General features: G+C 71.1%; 10 protein-coding genes. 3 read left to right on the top strand and 7 right to left on the bottom strand.

The window, feature by feature from the left end; genetic code table 11:
• Positions 1 to 141 precede the first annotated feature (141 nt).
• Positions 142 to 1,053 carry a YXWGXW repeat-containing protein gene (locus LPC04_RS13610; RefSeq protein ID WP_275682787.1) on the top strand — a complete coding sequence of 304 codons (912 nt, stop codon included), beginning with the start codon at positions 142 to 144 and terminating at the stop codon, positions 1,051 to 1,053.
• Positions 1,054 to 1,115: 62 nt separating this feature from the next.
• Here the strand turns inward: LPC04_RS13610 and LPC04_RS13605 are convergent, their stop codons facing one another.
• Positions 1,116 to 2,357 (bottom strand): acyl-CoA dehydrogenase family protein, encoded by a 1,242-nt coding sequence (locus tag LPC04_RS13605; RefSeq protein WP_275682786.1) that lies wholly within the window; start codon positions 2,355 to 2,357, stop codon positions 1,116 to 1,118.
• Positions 2,358 to 2,578: 221 nt separating this feature from the next.
• Here LPC04_RS13605 and LPC04_RS13600 point away from each other — a divergent pair, with 221 nt between their 5' ends.
• Positions 2,579 to 4,753, top strand: a complete 2,175-nt coding sequence (locus LPC04_RS13600; RefSeq protein WP_275682785.1) for a WD40/YVTN/BNR-like repeat-containing protein — start codon at positions 2,579 to 2,581, stop codon at positions 4,751 to 4,753.
• Positions 4,754 to 4,806: 53 nt separating this feature from the next.
• Here LPC04_RS13600 and LPC04_RS13595 read toward each other — a convergent pair whose 3' ends face one another.
• The 4 genes from LPC04_RS13595 to LPC04_RS13580 all read right to left on the bottom strand — a co-directional run bounded on the left by LPC04_RS13595 (position 4,807) and on the right by LPC04_RS13580 (position 8,545).
• Entirely contained in the window at positions 4,807 to 5,598 is a 792-nt protein-coding gene (locus LPC04_RS13595; RefSeq protein WP_275682784.1) for a LytR/AlgR family response regulator transcription factor, read from the bottom strand.
• Positions 5,595 to 6,668 (bottom strand): sensor histidine kinase, encoded by a 1,074-nt coding sequence (locus LPC04_RS13590; protein WP_275682783.1) that lies wholly within the window; start codon positions 6,666 to 6,668, stop codon positions 5,595 to 5,597. The genes LPC04_RS13595 and LPC04_RS13590 overlap by 4 nt, the downstream gene beginning before the upstream one ends.
• Positions 6,669 to 6,687: 19 nt before the next feature.
• Positions 6,688 to 7,542, bottom strand: coding sequence for a DUF2306 domain-containing protein (locus LPC04_RS13585; RefSeq protein WP_275682782.1), 855 nt, complete (start codon positions 7,540 to 7,542; stop codon positions 6,688 to 6,690).
• A gap of 145 nt (positions 7,543 to 7,687) precedes the next feature.
• Positions 7,688 to 8,545, bottom strand: a complete 858-nt coding sequence (locus tag LPC04_RS13580; RefSeq protein WP_275682781.1) for an oxidoreductase — start codon at positions 8,543 to 8,545, stop codon at positions 7,688 to 7,690.
• 142 nt (positions 8,546 to 8,687) lie between these two features.
• On the opposite strand from LPC04_RS13580, the gene LPC04_RS13575 reads away from it, so the two are divergent.
• Positions 8,688 to 9,656 (top strand): LysR family transcriptional regulator, encoded by a 969-nt coding sequence (locus LPC04_RS13575; protein WP_275682780.1) that lies wholly within the window; start codon positions 8,688 to 8,690, stop codon positions 9,654 to 9,656.
• Here the strand turns inward: LPC04_RS13575 and LPC04_RS13570 are convergent.
• Positions 9,653 to 11,653 (bottom strand): lipoxygenase family protein, encoded by a 2,001-nt coding sequence (locus LPC04_RS13570; protein WP_275682779.1) that lies wholly within the window; start codon positions 11,651 to 11,653, stop codon positions 9,653 to 9,655. The two genes, LPC04_RS13575 and LPC04_RS13570, sit on opposite strands and share 4 nt — an antisense overlap.
• Before the next feature lie 102 nt (positions 11,654 to 11,755).
• Positions 11,756 to 13,570: a glycoside hydrolase family 15 protein gene (locus tag LPC04_RS13565; protein ID WP_275682778.1), complete on the bottom strand. Its 1,815-nt coding sequence runs from the start codon at positions 13,568 to 13,570 to the stop codon at positions 11,756 to 11,758.
• Positions 13,571 to 13,738 lie beyond the last annotated feature (168 nt).

The following is a 13,738-nucleotide window of genomic DNA, read 5'->3' as shown; positions in this document are numbered from 1 at the left end:
GGCAAGGCGTGGCCAGCCACGCGATGCATCGCGCCCCCGGCTTACGCGGGGTGCCACCTGCCGGTCGGGCCTGCGGATTGCCGCATGGACTGCCGAGCAACGCGTCCGTCGCGTCGCCGCCTCTTCAAAGAAGGTAGTCCGATGACAAGCACCGCATTCAAGCGCACGACACTCGCCCTCGGGATCGCGCTGATGGCCCCGCTGGCCGCCTGGTCGCAGATCTCGATCTCCGTGGGCATCGCCCCGCCGCCGCTGCCTTACTACGAGCAGCCGCCCATCCCCGGCGACGGCTACATCTGGACGCCGGGCTACTGGGCCTGGGACGCCGCCAGCAACGACTACGTCTGGGTGCCGGGCACCTGGGTGCTGCCGCCCGCCGTCGGCCTGCTGTGGACGCCCGGCTACTGGGGCTTCATCAACGGTTCCTACGGCTGGCATCGCGGCTACTGGGGCCCGCACGTGGGCTACTACGGCGGCATCAACTACGGCTACGGCTACGTCGGCAACGGCTACGCCGGCGGACGCTGGGACGGCGGTCATTTCCGCTACAACAGCGCGGTCAACAACATCCCGTCGGGCCGCGTGCACAACGTCTACCGCCAGGCAGTGCCGCAGCGCGAGAGCCACGCCGAGAGCTTCAACGGCGGCGAGTCGCACTACCGCTCGGCGCCCACGGCCAGCGAACGCCGCTTCGAAGGCGGCCAGCATCCGAACTGGACGCAGGAGCAGACCGCGCACGAGCACCAGGCGATCGGGATGCCCGAGCAGCGCATGGGCAACAACCACGGCCAGCCGCCGACCGCGGCCACGCCGCGTCCGGGCGGCTTCGGGGACCCGCAGGTCGAGCACGTGCGCCAGGCGCCCGAGATGCACATCCAGCCCGTGCGCAACATCCCGGGCAACCAGCGGCCCGAAGGCAACCCGGGTGGCGGCCGACCCGAGGGCGGTCGACCCGAAGGCGGTCGACCCGAGGGCGGCCATTCGCCAGGCCAGCCCGGCGGACATCCCGCCGGTGGCGAACGGGGCGGCGGCCACGAGGGCGACCACCACTGATGTTCAGGCGGCCGTCTTCGGCCGCTTCAGCGCCTCCTGAAAGGCGATGCGGCTTGCTCTGATCAAACGACTCGTGGTGCCCGCAACGCCGCGCGCTTCGCGATCTCGATCTTCGCGATCGCGTTGCGGTGCACCTCGTCGGGCCCGTCGACGATGCGCACCGTGCGTTGCTGTGCGTAGGCATCGGCGAGCCAGAAGTCGGCGCTGACGCCCGCGGCGCCATGCGCCTGGATCGCCCAGTCGACGACCTTGCACGACATGTTGGGCGCGACCACCTTGATCATCGCGATCTCGGAGCGCGCTTCCTTGTTGCCGACCGTGTCCATCCGGTGCGCGGCGTCGAGCGTGAGCAGGCGCGCCTGGTCGATCATGCAGCGCGACTCGGCGATGCGCTCGTGCCAGATGGACTGCTCCGACAGCGCCTTGCCGAACGCGACGCGATCGGCCAGCCGGTCGATCATCGATTCGAGCGCACGCTCGGCCGCGCCGATCGAGCGCATGCAGTGGTGGATGCGGCCCGGCCCGAGGCGGCCCTGCGCGATCTCGAAGCCGCGCCCTTCGCCCAGCAGGATGTTGTCGACGGGCACGCGCACGTTCTCGAGCGTGACCTCCATGTGCCCGTGCGGCGCGTCGTCGTAGCCGAACACCGTGAGCGGACGCACCACCGTGACCCCGGGCGTGTCGCGCGGCACCAGCACCATCGACTGCTGCGCGTGGCGCGGCGCCTCGGTGTCGGTCTTGCCCATCACGATGAAGATCGCGCAGCGCGGATTGCCCGCGCCGGAGCTGAACCACTTGCGGCCGTTGATGACGTACTCGTCGCCCTCGCGGCGGATGGTGCACTGGATGTTGGTGGCGTCCGACGAGGCCACCGCGGGCTCCGTCATCAGGAACGCGGAGCGGATCTCGCCGGCCAGCAGCGGCTTGAGCCAGCGCTGCTTCTGCGCGTCGGTGGCGTAGCGCTCCAGCGTCTCCATGTTGCCGGTGTCGGGCGCCGAGCAGTTGAACACCTCGCCCGACCACATCACGCGGCCCATCAGCTCGCACAGCGGCGCGTAGTCGAGGTTGGAGATGCCGCCCTGCCCTTCGTACGGATGCGGCAGGAACAGGTTCCACATGCCCTCGCGCTGCGCGATGGGCTTCAACTCGTCGATGACCTTGGACGGGATCCACGCGTTGCCGGCGCGGCGGTTCGCGTCGACCTCGCGCAGGTAGCGCTCCTCGTTCGGATAGATGTGCTGGTCGAAGAAGGCGGTCAGGCGCTGCAGCAGGTCGCGGGTCTTGGTCGAGTAGTCGGCGGTCATCGGGGTCTCCATCGGATCGGATCGTGCGTATTCAAACACCGCGAGCGGCTGCACGTCCGTCCCGCACGGGACACCCGCCTCGAATGCCATCCTTCACGCGCACCCCCCCACGATTGCGTCCGGGTTTGGCCTGCTTCCGCGCGCCAGGGCGCTCCGGATAATCCGGCCGACAAAAGCACGGCCCGACGACATGCACCGGGCTTCCAGGGGAGGGTTGCACGATGACATCCAGGACTTCGACCGCGGGTTCGCGCGGCGTCAAGGCGCTTGCGCGCGCGTCGGTGTTGATGGCCACGGTGGCGCTGAGCGCCTGCGGCGGCGGCGGAGGCGGCGGATCCGCACCGCCGCCACCGCCACCGCCTCCACCCCCTGCACCCGCACCCGCCCCCGCACCTGCGCCCACCTTGACGCTGAATGCCGACGCCAGCAGCGCGGATGCGGGCGGCCAGGCCATCGCGCTGCACGCGACGTTGACGGGCTCGGCAGCGCCGGTCACCTGGACGCTCGCCGGCCCCGGCGCGCTTTCCGCCAGTACGGGCGCGGACGTCCTGTACACGCCGCCGGACACCGAGAGTCTCGACGACGCACAGAAGGCGACGATCTCCGCGGCCTCGGCCGGCGCGGCGACGACGTCCGTCGACATCGCGCTGGCCCCGGTCGACAAGCCGGGGCTGCACTGGACGCTGGTGCGCTCCTCGGCGCCGACCTTCATCGATGTCGCGCAGGGCAACGGCATGTTCGTCGCGACTGCCATGGGCGGCACCGCGCACAGCGTCGACGGCCTGACCTGGAGCGCCGTCACGACGGGCCCGTCCCCGCAGATGATCGTCTGGGGCGAGGCCGGCTGGGTCGGCATCGACAACCAGGGCGGCGCGTTCACCAGCAGCGACGGGATCAGCTGGACCTCGTCTCCGAGCGCGGTTCCCCAGGAGGCCGAGGGCATCCTCTTCGGCAACCACACCTATCTCGCGTACGGCCAGGGGCAATCGGCCGTGTCCACCGACGGCGTGCACTGGACGACGGTCAACCTGCTCCTGTCGGCCGCCGCGTTCGGGAACGGCCAGTTCATGGCCTTGCGACAGACTCCGGGCACGCTGTTCCACGACGTCCATCCGTGGGCCAGCGCGGATGGCATCCACTGGAATGCCGTCACCGACGTGGCCAACCCGACCTCGCTGGCCTTCGCGAATGGCCAGTTTGAGATGGACCTGCCGTCGTTCGTGGAGGTCTCGGGCGACGGCTCCACGTGGATCGGCAGCAATCCGGGGCCCAACATGCAGGACGGGCTTCTGCAGTCGGCAGGCAACGCACTGTTCGACCTGAACTTCCACGACATGGGCGTGCAGCTGCCCGGCGCGGCCTGGCAGCGCACCGGCACGGGCAGCTTCCTGTCGATGCCGGCCAGCATTGCCGCGAACGGGCAGCGCTACGTCGGCGTGTCGCACAACGGCTGGATCGAGACCAGCACCGACGCACTGAGCTGGTCCACGCAGGTCGAAGGCTCGTATGGCGCGCTGACGGCGATCGACTTCGTCGACGGCCGGTTCGTCGCCCTGTCGACCCTCGATCGCGTGATGCGCAGCACGGACGGCGTCAACTGGACGACAGCCACGATGCTGGGGAGCACGTATTCGCCGATCCTGTACCCGCAAGGGATCGCGCACGACGGCTCGACGGTCGTCGCCGTCGGATCGGCCGGCGACATCGCCGGCGCCGGCGGCCCGAACGGCTTGTGGCTGCGCAGCACGGACGGCGGCGCGACCTGGGCGATCGCCGGCACCACCGCGCCTTCGGAAAGCCTCGGCGGCGTGACGTACGACGGCCATCGCTTCGTGGCGATCTCGGTCTCAGGCAAGGTCTACGCGAGCCCGGACGGCGACGCCTGGGGCCAGGTCGGCGCCGCGCCCGCATCGAGCCGATACAACAGCATCTCCTTCGGTGCAGGCGTCTATCTCGCGAACGCGAGCGGCGTCACCGCCACGAGCCCCGACGGCGTGACCTGGACCACCATCGCCCCGCTCCCCGCCGCCGCGCCCGCGAACACCACCGCCCAGGTCACTTCGGCGACCTGGGACGGCACGCAGTTCGTCGTGGTCGGCTACGCGGCCAACATCAGCGGTTCGTCGATCGGCATGCTCTCGGCGACCAGCGCCGACGGCAGCCACTGGACCGCGAGGATCTCCGACACCGTGGTCGGCATCCCCGGCGTCCTCGCGCGTTGCGGCGGCGAGCTGGTCGCCGTGGGCACCGGGGTGCTGGCGTCGAGCACCGACGGCCTCGCGTGGCATGCGCGCGGCCAGGTCGCCGGCGCCACGCAGCTGAGCGCCGTCGCCTGCGGCAACGACCGCTTCGTGGGGGCGGGCCCGGCCAGCGCGATCGTGACGTCCACGCGCTGAGAAGTCGGACGACGCACCGGCGGTCGAGCCAGGCGCCCGTCGGCGCGCCCGCGCTACATCTGCTTGAACAGGTGCAGGTAGGAGCGGCTCACCGGAAGGACGTCCTTGCGTCCCTTGATGTGCACCTGCGCGGTCTCGTTGGGCGCGCGCGTGACGTGGCTGACGGCGCTCCAGTTGACCACGTGCGAGCGGTGGACCTGCGCGAACTGCAGCGGGTCGAGCTGGGGGAGCAGCTGCTTCAGCGGCGTGGCGATCAGCGCCTCCGCGGCCTTGCCGTCGTCATCCCGCCATGCGATCACGGTGTACTTGTCGTCGGCGCTGATGAAGTCGACATCCTCCACGGGAATGAGGCGGAGCGCGTGGCCGACCGTCGCGCGGATCCAGCGCAGCGGTGGCACGGCGTCCGCGTCGCGCCGCTTCAGGTCGTCGGCAAGCTGGGCGAGCAACGCCTCCGTCGCGAGCGCGGGCAGCGTGCCCTGGACCCGTTCGCGCAGGCGCGCGACCGTCTGCGCGAGACGCCTCGGCTCGACCGGCTTGACGAGGTAGTCCAGCACGCCGTGATCGAAGGCCGAGAGTGCGTACTGGTCGAACGCCGTCACGAACACGAGATGCGCGCCGGGCCCGATCTGGCGCGCCGCCTCGATGCCGGAGACGCCCGGCATCTGCACGTCGAGGAAGCAGATGTCCGGACGCAGCTCGGCGTGGCGTTCGACGGCCTCGCGCCCGTTGCGCGCATGGGCGACGACCTCGAGCTCGGGCCATGCGTCGGCCAGCAGCGCCGCGAGCTCGTCGCGCAGCAGCGGCTCGTCGTCGGCGATCAGCGCGGTGGGACGTCGCCGGTTCATGCCGCGCCTCGCCGTGCGGGGAACTCCACCTCCGCGGACAACCCGTGCGGCACGAGGCCGGTCAGGCTCAGGCGCGCATCGCCGCCGAACGCGAGCTTCAGCCGTTCGCGCAGCGTCGCCAGGCCCGTGCCGAGGCCGTCCACCGCATGCTTCAGCCCGACGCCGGTGTCGACGACGCGGGCGATGCAGCGGCCGTCATGCACGCTCGCGCTGACCTCGATGCGGCCGCCCTCCTCGCTCGGGTCGATGCCGTGGCGCACGGCGTTCTCCACCAGCGTCAGCAACGTCAGCGGCGGGCAGCTCATCGCGCCGACGGCGGCGTCGGCGTGCAGCGCGTATTGCAGGCGGTCGGGCATGCGCATGTGCATCAACTCCAGGTAGGCGCGCACGAGTTCCAGTTCCTGCGCCAGCGTCGTGAATGGCGATTCGAGATGCGGCACCGACGCCCGCAGGTAGGCGATCAGGCTGTCGAGCACGGCGCCCGCCTGCGGCGACCCCGAGCGCACCAGCGCGCGCACGTTGGCCAGCGTGTTGAACAGGAAGTGCGGCTGCACCTGCGCCTGCAGCAGCCGCAGCCGCGCGTCGCTCGCGCGGCGTTCGAGTTCGCTGCGTTCCAGCTGGAAGCCGAGCGCCAGGTCGCGCGCGAAGGCCTCCCGCTGGCGCAGCAGCGCCCCGAGCGCGATCCACGGAACGAACAGCATGCCGACGAAGCACAGCTCGCCGTAGCCGATCAGGCGCAGCCGGTCGTGCAGCAGGTCCGGATCGCCGCCCGTCGTGAGCCAGTAGGCGAGGTAGCTCGCGAACGGCATCGACAGCCACACGCCCAGCACCTGCAGCACCCAGCGTGCGAGCCAGCGCGGCGGCCGCGGCGGCCAGCGCTCGAGCACCCCGAAGGCGAGCAGCGCGCAGCCGCCGAGGACGAGCGTGCGCTCGATCCACATGAGCGCTCCCGTTCTCGAACCCGCGCTGAGCAGCAACCCGAAAAGCAACGCCACGGCCAGCATGAAGCGCACGCGCGGCCACGCGAAGATCCGGGCGATGCCGGGCACTGGCGTGGCGTTGGCTGTCATGGCGCGATTGTGACGCCGCTCACATGCGCGGCAGCCACATCGCGGCCGTCGCGCAGGCGATGCCGAACGCCGTCAGCAGCGTGCCGAGCGCGAGCACCCCGGCCATCGCGAGCCGCGCACGCGGACTGCCATGGGCCCGGACACGCAGATAAGGCTCGAGCACGAGCAGCGGCAGCGCCCACTGCGCGATCGCCAGCGTCGTGATCGCCGGACCGGCGAAGGTCTTCGGGTCGAAGCCGGCGGGGCCGCGGTTCGCGATGATCCAGGCCATCAGCCCGATGCGGAAGAACCAGACGCCCGAGACGACCAGGTAAAGCCGAAGCGCCCAGCGCCGGTGCCGCTCGAGGCGTCGCGCGAGCGCGTCGCGCCAGGCGAGGCCGGCGAAGGCGAGGATCAGCGCCGCGTTCACGACGATCGGCCACTGCGAGCCGCGGTCGCCGATGGGCGGCAGCACGATCATCAGGTAGATGCCGCTGACGGCCATCGTCATCGCGGCGACGACGAAGACGCGTCCGCTCCAACGGTGAACGGCCGGCGCGTGCCGCCGCAGCGCGGGCACGAGCTGCAGCGCGCCCAGCAGCATCACGACGACGGCCAGCAGCAGATGCCCCGCGGCCGCCGCGTTGCCGACGGGATCGCCGGGAACCCACGCGTGAGGCATCGTCCTGTTCCACAGCTCCGGCCGGCCCGCGACCAGCGCGCGGCCATAGACCCGCAGGACGTAGGCCGCGAACATGAGCTGGCCCGCGACGGCCACCGCGCACCACGCGGCCGCCGCCCGCTCCAGCGGCCGCTCGAAGCTGCGTGCCGTGATGGCGCGCCGAGGCGGCGGGTAGACGTGCGAGGCCAGGGCATCGGTGGCGGGCGGGGACATGGCGGGACTCCTGCGAAGGGCGGACGAGCGCAGTCTGGCCATCCCACCGGCCCCCGCAAGCACGGCCAGACGAGTCACGGGCGCGGCCGGACGAGGCACGGCCGGCGGCGACGAATCGCGGAAGGCCGGCGTCGCGCCCGGAGATTCACTCGCCCAGGGGGAAGTCCGTCGACGCGCTCAGCGCGCGCCATGCGTCGGTTTCCGCGGCGACGTAGGCGTTCTTGTCCGCGATCGCCCCCAGCGTGTCGGTGCCCAGCGGAAGGCGCAACGGCGGCGTGGGGCTGGCGACCAGCGCGAGCATCGCCTGCGCCAGGCGCTTCGGGTCGCCCAGCTGCTTCTGGCTGATCTGCGCGGCGCGCTCGCGCACCTGGCCGGCCGTCCCCGCGTAGTCGGCGATGACGCGCGGCGACACGCTCAGCGAGCGCTGGTCGAGGAACTCGGTGCGGAAGTAGCCCGGCTCGACCACCGTCACGCGCACGCCAAGCGGCGCGAGCTCGCCGTGCAGCGCCTCGCTGATGCCTTCCACCGCGAACTTGGTGGAGCAGTAGACGCCGAAGCCGGGGCCGGAGCGATAGCCGCCCACCGACGAGATGTTGATGACGTGCCCGCCGCGGCGCTCGCGCATGGACGGCAGCACCGCGCGCGTGACGTTGAGCAGGCCGAACACGTTGGTCTCGTAGAGACGGCGCACCTCGTCGGCGCTGGCCTCCTCGACCGCGCCCAGCAGGCCGAAGCCGGCGTTGTTGACGAGCACGTCGATGCGACCGAAGCGGCCCAGCGCCGCGGCGACTCCGGCCGCGGCCTGGGCCTCGTCGGTGACGTCCAGCGACACCGCCAGCAGCGATGCATTGCCGGCGAAGCGCTCGCGCAGCGAGCCGGCATCGCGCGAGGTGGCGACGACGGCGTCGCCCTGGGCCAGCGCGGCCTCGACGATGCGCAGGCCGATGCCGCGCGCGGCGCCGGTGATGAACCAGACGCGGGGATCTTGGGTGGCGGAGGTCATGGCGAGTCCTTTCGAATCGGGTTGCAGGCGCCGCTTCCTCGCTGCGCCATGGGGTCAATGTAGGTTCGCGATTGATGCGAAACTAGCCAGCAATCGCTTCCTTGATAGGCAAGCAGATCTTGATAATCGATCGGAGCGACCCATGGCCTTCAACGAACTCCGCGCCATTGCCACCTTCGTCAAGGCCGCCGAGCTGGGCAGCCTGCGCCAGGCCGCGCTCGCGCAGGCGATCACGCCGCAGGCGGCGAGCCAGGCGCTGACGCAGCTCGAGTCGCACCTGGGCATCCGGCTGTTCCACCGCACGACGCGGCGCCTGAGCCTGACCGAGGAGGGCACGCAGTTCCTGCACGAGGCCCAGCCCGGGCTCGCGACGTTGCAACGCGCGCTGCACGGCGCGCGCCGCGGCCGCGAGGAGATTGCCGGCCCGCTGCGCATCGTCGGCCCGCGCGCGACGATGCTGCAGCTGCTGTGGCCGGTGCTGGACGAATACGCCAGGCGGTATCCACGCGTGACGCCCGACGTGCAGCTGGAGGACCGCATCGGCAACTGGGTGGAAGACCGGGTGGACGTCGGCTTCCGCGCCGGCGGGCCGCCCGACGCCGGGGTCATCGCGCGCCGGCTCGTTCCACTGCAGCTGGTGGTCTGCGCGACGCCCGGCTACGTCGCCAGGCATGGCGCGCCGGCCAGCATCGACGACCTCGCGCGCCATCGCTGCAGCGGCTTCCGCGCGGCCAACACCGGCAAGGTGGTGCCGTGGGAGTTCCGCGTCGGCGCGGACATCGTCTCGCGCCAGGTCGTCGCCGATTTCGCGACCAATGACATCGAGCTCGAGGCCCGCGCCGTGCTCTCCGGCGAGTTCGTCGGCCAGCTGATCGGCGTGACCGCCGCGCCGCTGGTGCGCAGCGGGCAACTGGTTCCGCTGCTGACCGAGCACGTCGCCGATCACCTCGCGCTGTACGTGTACTACGGCAGCCGCGTGGCGCAGCCCGCACGCGTGCGGGCCTTCATCGACCTGGCGATCGAGCAGCTCGCCGACAACCCGGCGCTGTTCCTGCAGCCGCACGAGCTCGCGCCCGCGCGCGCACGCTCGCGCCGGCGCGGCGCCGCCTAGATGTTCGTGCTCGACGGAATGCGGCTGGGCAGCAGGTAGCCGTAAGGCCGCGTGCGGGCCGCGTTGCGCTGCTGGATGGTGGCCTCGATGGCGGCCAGCGCGGCGCGGAAGCGATCCAGCGGTCCGCCGGGGCCCGCGATCGCCGGGTCGAGCAGCACGGGCAGGTAGGGGAAGGCGTTGTCGAGGTAGGTGCCGAGCGGCCGGTAGACCACGCCGCCGAGGATGTGGAACAGGAGGATCTGCTCCCGTGCCGCGAGCGTGGAGGGCAGCATCTGCGGCCAGCTGGCCTGGGACTGCCCCGCCGTCGTCGTGGGCGCCGCCGTGCCGCCCGTGCCCGCGCTGAACGGGGCGTAGGTCATGATGTCGGACTGCGGGAAATTGACGGCCGCGTGCTGCGCGCTCGCATTGAAGATGATCGCCGTGACCACGCTGACCAGCTGCGAACGGGTGGTGATGGCGGTGAAGCCCTTGACCTTGCCGCTCGCGCTCAATTCGGCGGCCCAGGCCTTGAGCTCGTAGTCGCCGACGACGTCCGCATCGCCCGCATAGTAGACGGCGACGTAGTCCGATACCCACTGCTGTATCGCGTTCCAGACCAGCAGCGCGTCGTCGCGGTATGGGTAGTCGGGCAGCTGGTCGGTGTTGTCCACGCCGCGCGCCTTGAGGTCGTTGGGCAGCATGCTGGCGTGGAAGTCGTAGGCGAGGCGGTCGCGCCCGCATTCGCCCTGCAGCGTCTCGATCGGCGCCGCGAGGATCACGTCGCCCGTCGTCAGCGGCGCCATGATGATCAGCGCGGCCGCCTCGTTGATGAACATCGCGCCTTCGAGATGCGGCGACAGCAGCCGGTTGAGCGGATGCGCCGTCGCGAGCTGGCGCTGCGTCGCCATCGCGAAGGCCTCGGACATCAGGTGCGTGCGGCCCAGGTGCACGAACATCTCGTGATAGTTGAAGTCGGCCACCTGCACCGCGGTCTTGGCCGATTGCCAGGCCCAGTACGCCTCGGCATTGCTCGAGTCACCGACGCGCAGGAAGATCGGATTGGCCGACGGATCCTGGCCGCACTGGATCGCGACCGGCACCAGCGAGCGGCCGCTTTTCGGGCGCGCGAACGCCGCGATCGGCGCACAGCAATAGCCGACGCCCGTCAGCGGCTTGCTCACCGGGCCGGCCGGCGCGATGGCTCCGAGGCCTTCATAGTCGAGCAGGTAGAGCCGGCCGCCGGCGGCGGCGTCGACCAGGCTGTCGTCGGCGCCCATCACCTGGCGGTACTGCGCGTCGCTCAACGGAAACTTGGCAGGCAGCGTGGACGCCTTCGCGATCAGCATCGGATTGGGTCCACTTAAGCGCATGGCCGCGAAGGCAGCGTCGTCGTGCAGCGACTGCGCAATCGCGGGCCTGGGAAGCGTCACGAACAGCGCGTCGTATTGCGCCACCGTCCTGGTCGAGCTGCCTTGCGCGGCCTGGACCAGAGTCGCGTGGATCTGCTTGAGCTGCGTGGCGATGTCGCTCGCGGTGCTTGTCAAGGTGCCCAGCAGCGCCTGGACGGTCGCGGGCAGGTTGAGCACGCCCGCGTTCTGCGCCGCCAGGCTCGCGAAGCTGGCCTGCGTCGCCGCCAGCCGGCTGCGCAGCGCGTCCAGCGACTGCAGGCTGCTCGTCGCGACAGGACTGGCGCCGAGCGAGGCGGCGAGATTCGTGACTGCCTCGACGGCCACCTGCGAGGTCTTCAGCTGGTGCTCGAGCGTGGGCAGCTCGCCGGGCGGCACCGCCACGCCCATGGGCACGCCGGCCAGGTCGACGTGGGCGTCGGTCCAGACGTAGACCGCCTGCTGCGCGATCAGCTGCAGGCGCCGCGCCGCGGCATCGACCAGGTCGGTCTTCTGCGGCAGGCTCGGCCTGGCGACCGGCACCGCGGCCGTCGCCGTGGAAGGCGTGCCTGCCAGCACGCCCAGGCCGGCACCCGCCGAAGCGGACCATTTGAGGATGTCTCTGCGTTTCATCGTGTTCCGATCATCGTGCACCAGGGAGTCCACGACCCGAGGCAGGTCTTGCCTTCGGCTCGATGCTCGAGCGGAGCAAGGACAAGGCCCGGACCTCGACGCTCAGCCCTTCGTCTCGCTGCTCCCCGCCGCGCGCTGATGCGCCGTCCCCGCGCGCCCGGCGGCCAGGCCGGTGGCGGTGTTGATCAACGCCAGGTGCGAGAAGGCCTGCGGAAAGTTGCCCAGCTGCCGCTTCGCGACCGGGTCGTATTCCTCGGCCAGCAGGCCCACGTCGTTGCGGTAGGCGAGCAGCCGGTCGAACACGGCCTGGGCCTCGTCGACGCGATCCTGCAGCAGGTAGTTGTCGGCTAACCAGAACGTGCAGGCGAGAAACGCGCCCTCGCCGGGCGGCAGGCCGTCCTTGGAGTCGCCGGTGTCGTAGCGCAGCACGAGGCCGTCGCGCAGCAGGCCCTTCTCGATGGCGGCCAGCGTGCCGCGGATGCGCGGATCCTCGGGCGGCAGGAAGCCGACGACGGCGATCAGCAGCAGGCTGGCGTCGAGCGCGCTCGATCCGTACGACTGCACGAACGAGTCCTGCGCCGCGTCGAAGCCGCGCTCGCAGACCTGGTCATGGATCGCGTCGCGCACGTGCTTCCAGTGTTCGACCGGGCCTTCGAGGCCGAACTCGGTGGCCGAGCGCACGGCGCGGTCGAACGCGACCCAGGCCATCACCTTCGAATGCACGAAGTGCCGGCGGCCGCCGCGCACCTCCCAGATGCCGTCATCGGGCTCGTTCCAGATCGACTCGAGATGGCGCACCATCGCGCACTCGACCGACCAGCTGCGCTCGTCGTACGCGAGCCCGGCCTTGCGCGCGACGTAGAGCGCGTCCAGCACCTCGCCGTAGACGTCGAGCTGCACCTGGCCCGCGGCGGCGTTGCCTACGCGCACGGGCGCGGAGTTCTCGTAGCCGGGCAGCCACGGCACCTCGTACTCGTCGAGCCGCCGCTCGCCGGCCACGCCGTACATGATCTGCAGGTCGTCCGGACTGCCCGCCACCGCGCGCACCAGCCACGCGCGCCACGCCTCGGCCTCGTCGACGAAGCCCAGTCCGAGCAGCGCGTAGAGCGTGAAGGTGGCGTCGCGCAGCCAGCAGAAGCGGTAGTCCCAGTTGCGCGTGCCGCCGATCTTCTCGGGCAGCGAGGTCGTCGCCGCCGCGATGATGCCGCCCGTCTCCCAGTGCGCCAGCGCCTTGAGCGTGACCAGCGAGCGCCGCACGGCCTCCGACACCTGGTCGCCCTCGGGCAGCCTGGCCGACCACGCGTCCCACTGCGCCTCGACCTGCGTCAACGCCTGCGCCACGTCCGGCGCGGGCTGGTCGTCGCGCCACGACGGCTGCCATGTCAACGCGAACGTCAGCTCGTCGCCCGCGCCGAGCTCGAAATCGCCGACGGTGCGCAGGTCCTCGCCGCGCAGCTCCAGCGGCGTCGCGAGCGTGAGACGATCGGGACCGGCCGTGAAGTGCAGCCGACCGTCCTGCTGGCGCGAGACCCACGGCACGACCACGCCGTAGTCGAAGCGCACGACCAGTTCCGTGCGCATCGCGACGCGCCCGCGCACTCCGCGCACGATGCGCATCAGGTCGGATGCGCCGTCGCGCCGCGCCATGAAGTCGATGACGCTGACCTCGCCGCCGGCGGTCGCGAAGCGCGTCTCGAGCACGGTCGAGCCGTCGCGGTAGGCGCGCGTGACCGTGGCCGCGGCGTCGACCGGCGCGATCAGCCAGCGGCCGTGCTCGGGCGCGCCGAGCAGCGCCGCGAAACAGGCCGGGCTGTCGAAGCGCGGCATGCCCATCCAGTCGATCGAGCCGTCGCGGCCGACCAGGGCGACGGTCTCCTGGTTGCCGATCAGGGCGTAGTCTTCGATGGGACTGGGCATGCGGAATCCGGGGGTCGTGAAGGGCGACTCGGCCGTGGCAAGGGATGGGCCGACCCCAATCCTGTCCGACAGGTTTCGACGTTCCTGCGTCCACCTGACAGCGCTTCCAGAGGAAGAGGCTGGCCGATTCTCGTTTAACCTGTTTGACAGGTCGAGCCCAGCTGTCAT

It is taken from the genome of Scleromatobacter humisilvae, from assembly GCF_023231945.1.
Taxonomy (GTDB): domain Bacteria; phylum Pseudomonadota; class Gammaproteobacteria; order Burkholderiales; family Burkholderiaceae_C; genus Scleromatobacter; species Scleromatobacter humisilvae.
This window is presented reverse-complemented; position numbering and strand designations above follow the sequence as displayed.

What these genes read in the sequence shown, in the direction of transcription:
- LPC04_RS13580 (WP_275682781.1), bottom strand. Translation starts at nt 8,545, where the DNA reads ATGACCTCCGCCACCCAAGATCCCCGCGTCTGGTTCATCACCGGCGCC.
- LPC04_RS13590 (WP_275682783.1), bottom strand. Translation starts at nt 6,668, where the DNA reads ATGACAGCCAACGCCACGCCAGTGCCCGGCATCGCCCGGATCTTCGCG.
- LPC04_RS13610 (WP_275682787.1), top strand. Translation starts at nt 142, where the DNA reads ATGACAAGCACCGCATTCAAGCGCACGACACTCGCCCTCGGGATCGCG.
- LPC04_RS13605 (WP_275682786.1), bottom strand. Translation starts at nt 2,357, where the DNA reads ATGACCGCCGACTACTCGACCAAGACCCGCGACCTGCTGCAGCGCCTG.
- LPC04_RS13595 (WP_275682784.1), bottom strand. Translation starts at nt 5,598, where the DNA reads ATGAACCGGCGACGTCCCACCGCGCTGATCGCCGACGACGAGCCGCTG.
- LPC04_RS13565 (WP_275682778.1), bottom strand. Translation starts at nt 13,570, where the DNA reads ATGCCCAGTCCCATCGAAGACTACGCCCTGATCGGCAACCAGGAGACC.
- LPC04_RS13600 (WP_275682785.1), top strand. Translation starts at nt 2,579, where the DNA reads ATGACATCCAGGACTTCGACCGCGGGTTCGCGCGGCGTCAAGGCGCTT.
- LPC04_RS13585 (WP_275682782.1), bottom strand. Translation starts at nt 7,542, where the DNA reads ATGTCCCCGCCCGCCACCGATGCCCTGGCCTCGCACGTCTACCCGCCG.
- LPC04_RS13575 (WP_275682780.1), top strand. Translation starts at nt 8,688, where the DNA reads ATGGCCTTCAACGAACTCCGCGCCATTGCCACCTTCGTCAAGGCCGCC.
- LPC04_RS13570 (WP_275682779.1), bottom strand. Translation starts at nt 11,653, where the DNA reads ATGAAACGCAGAGACATCCTCAAATGGTCCGCTTCGGCGGGTGCCGGC.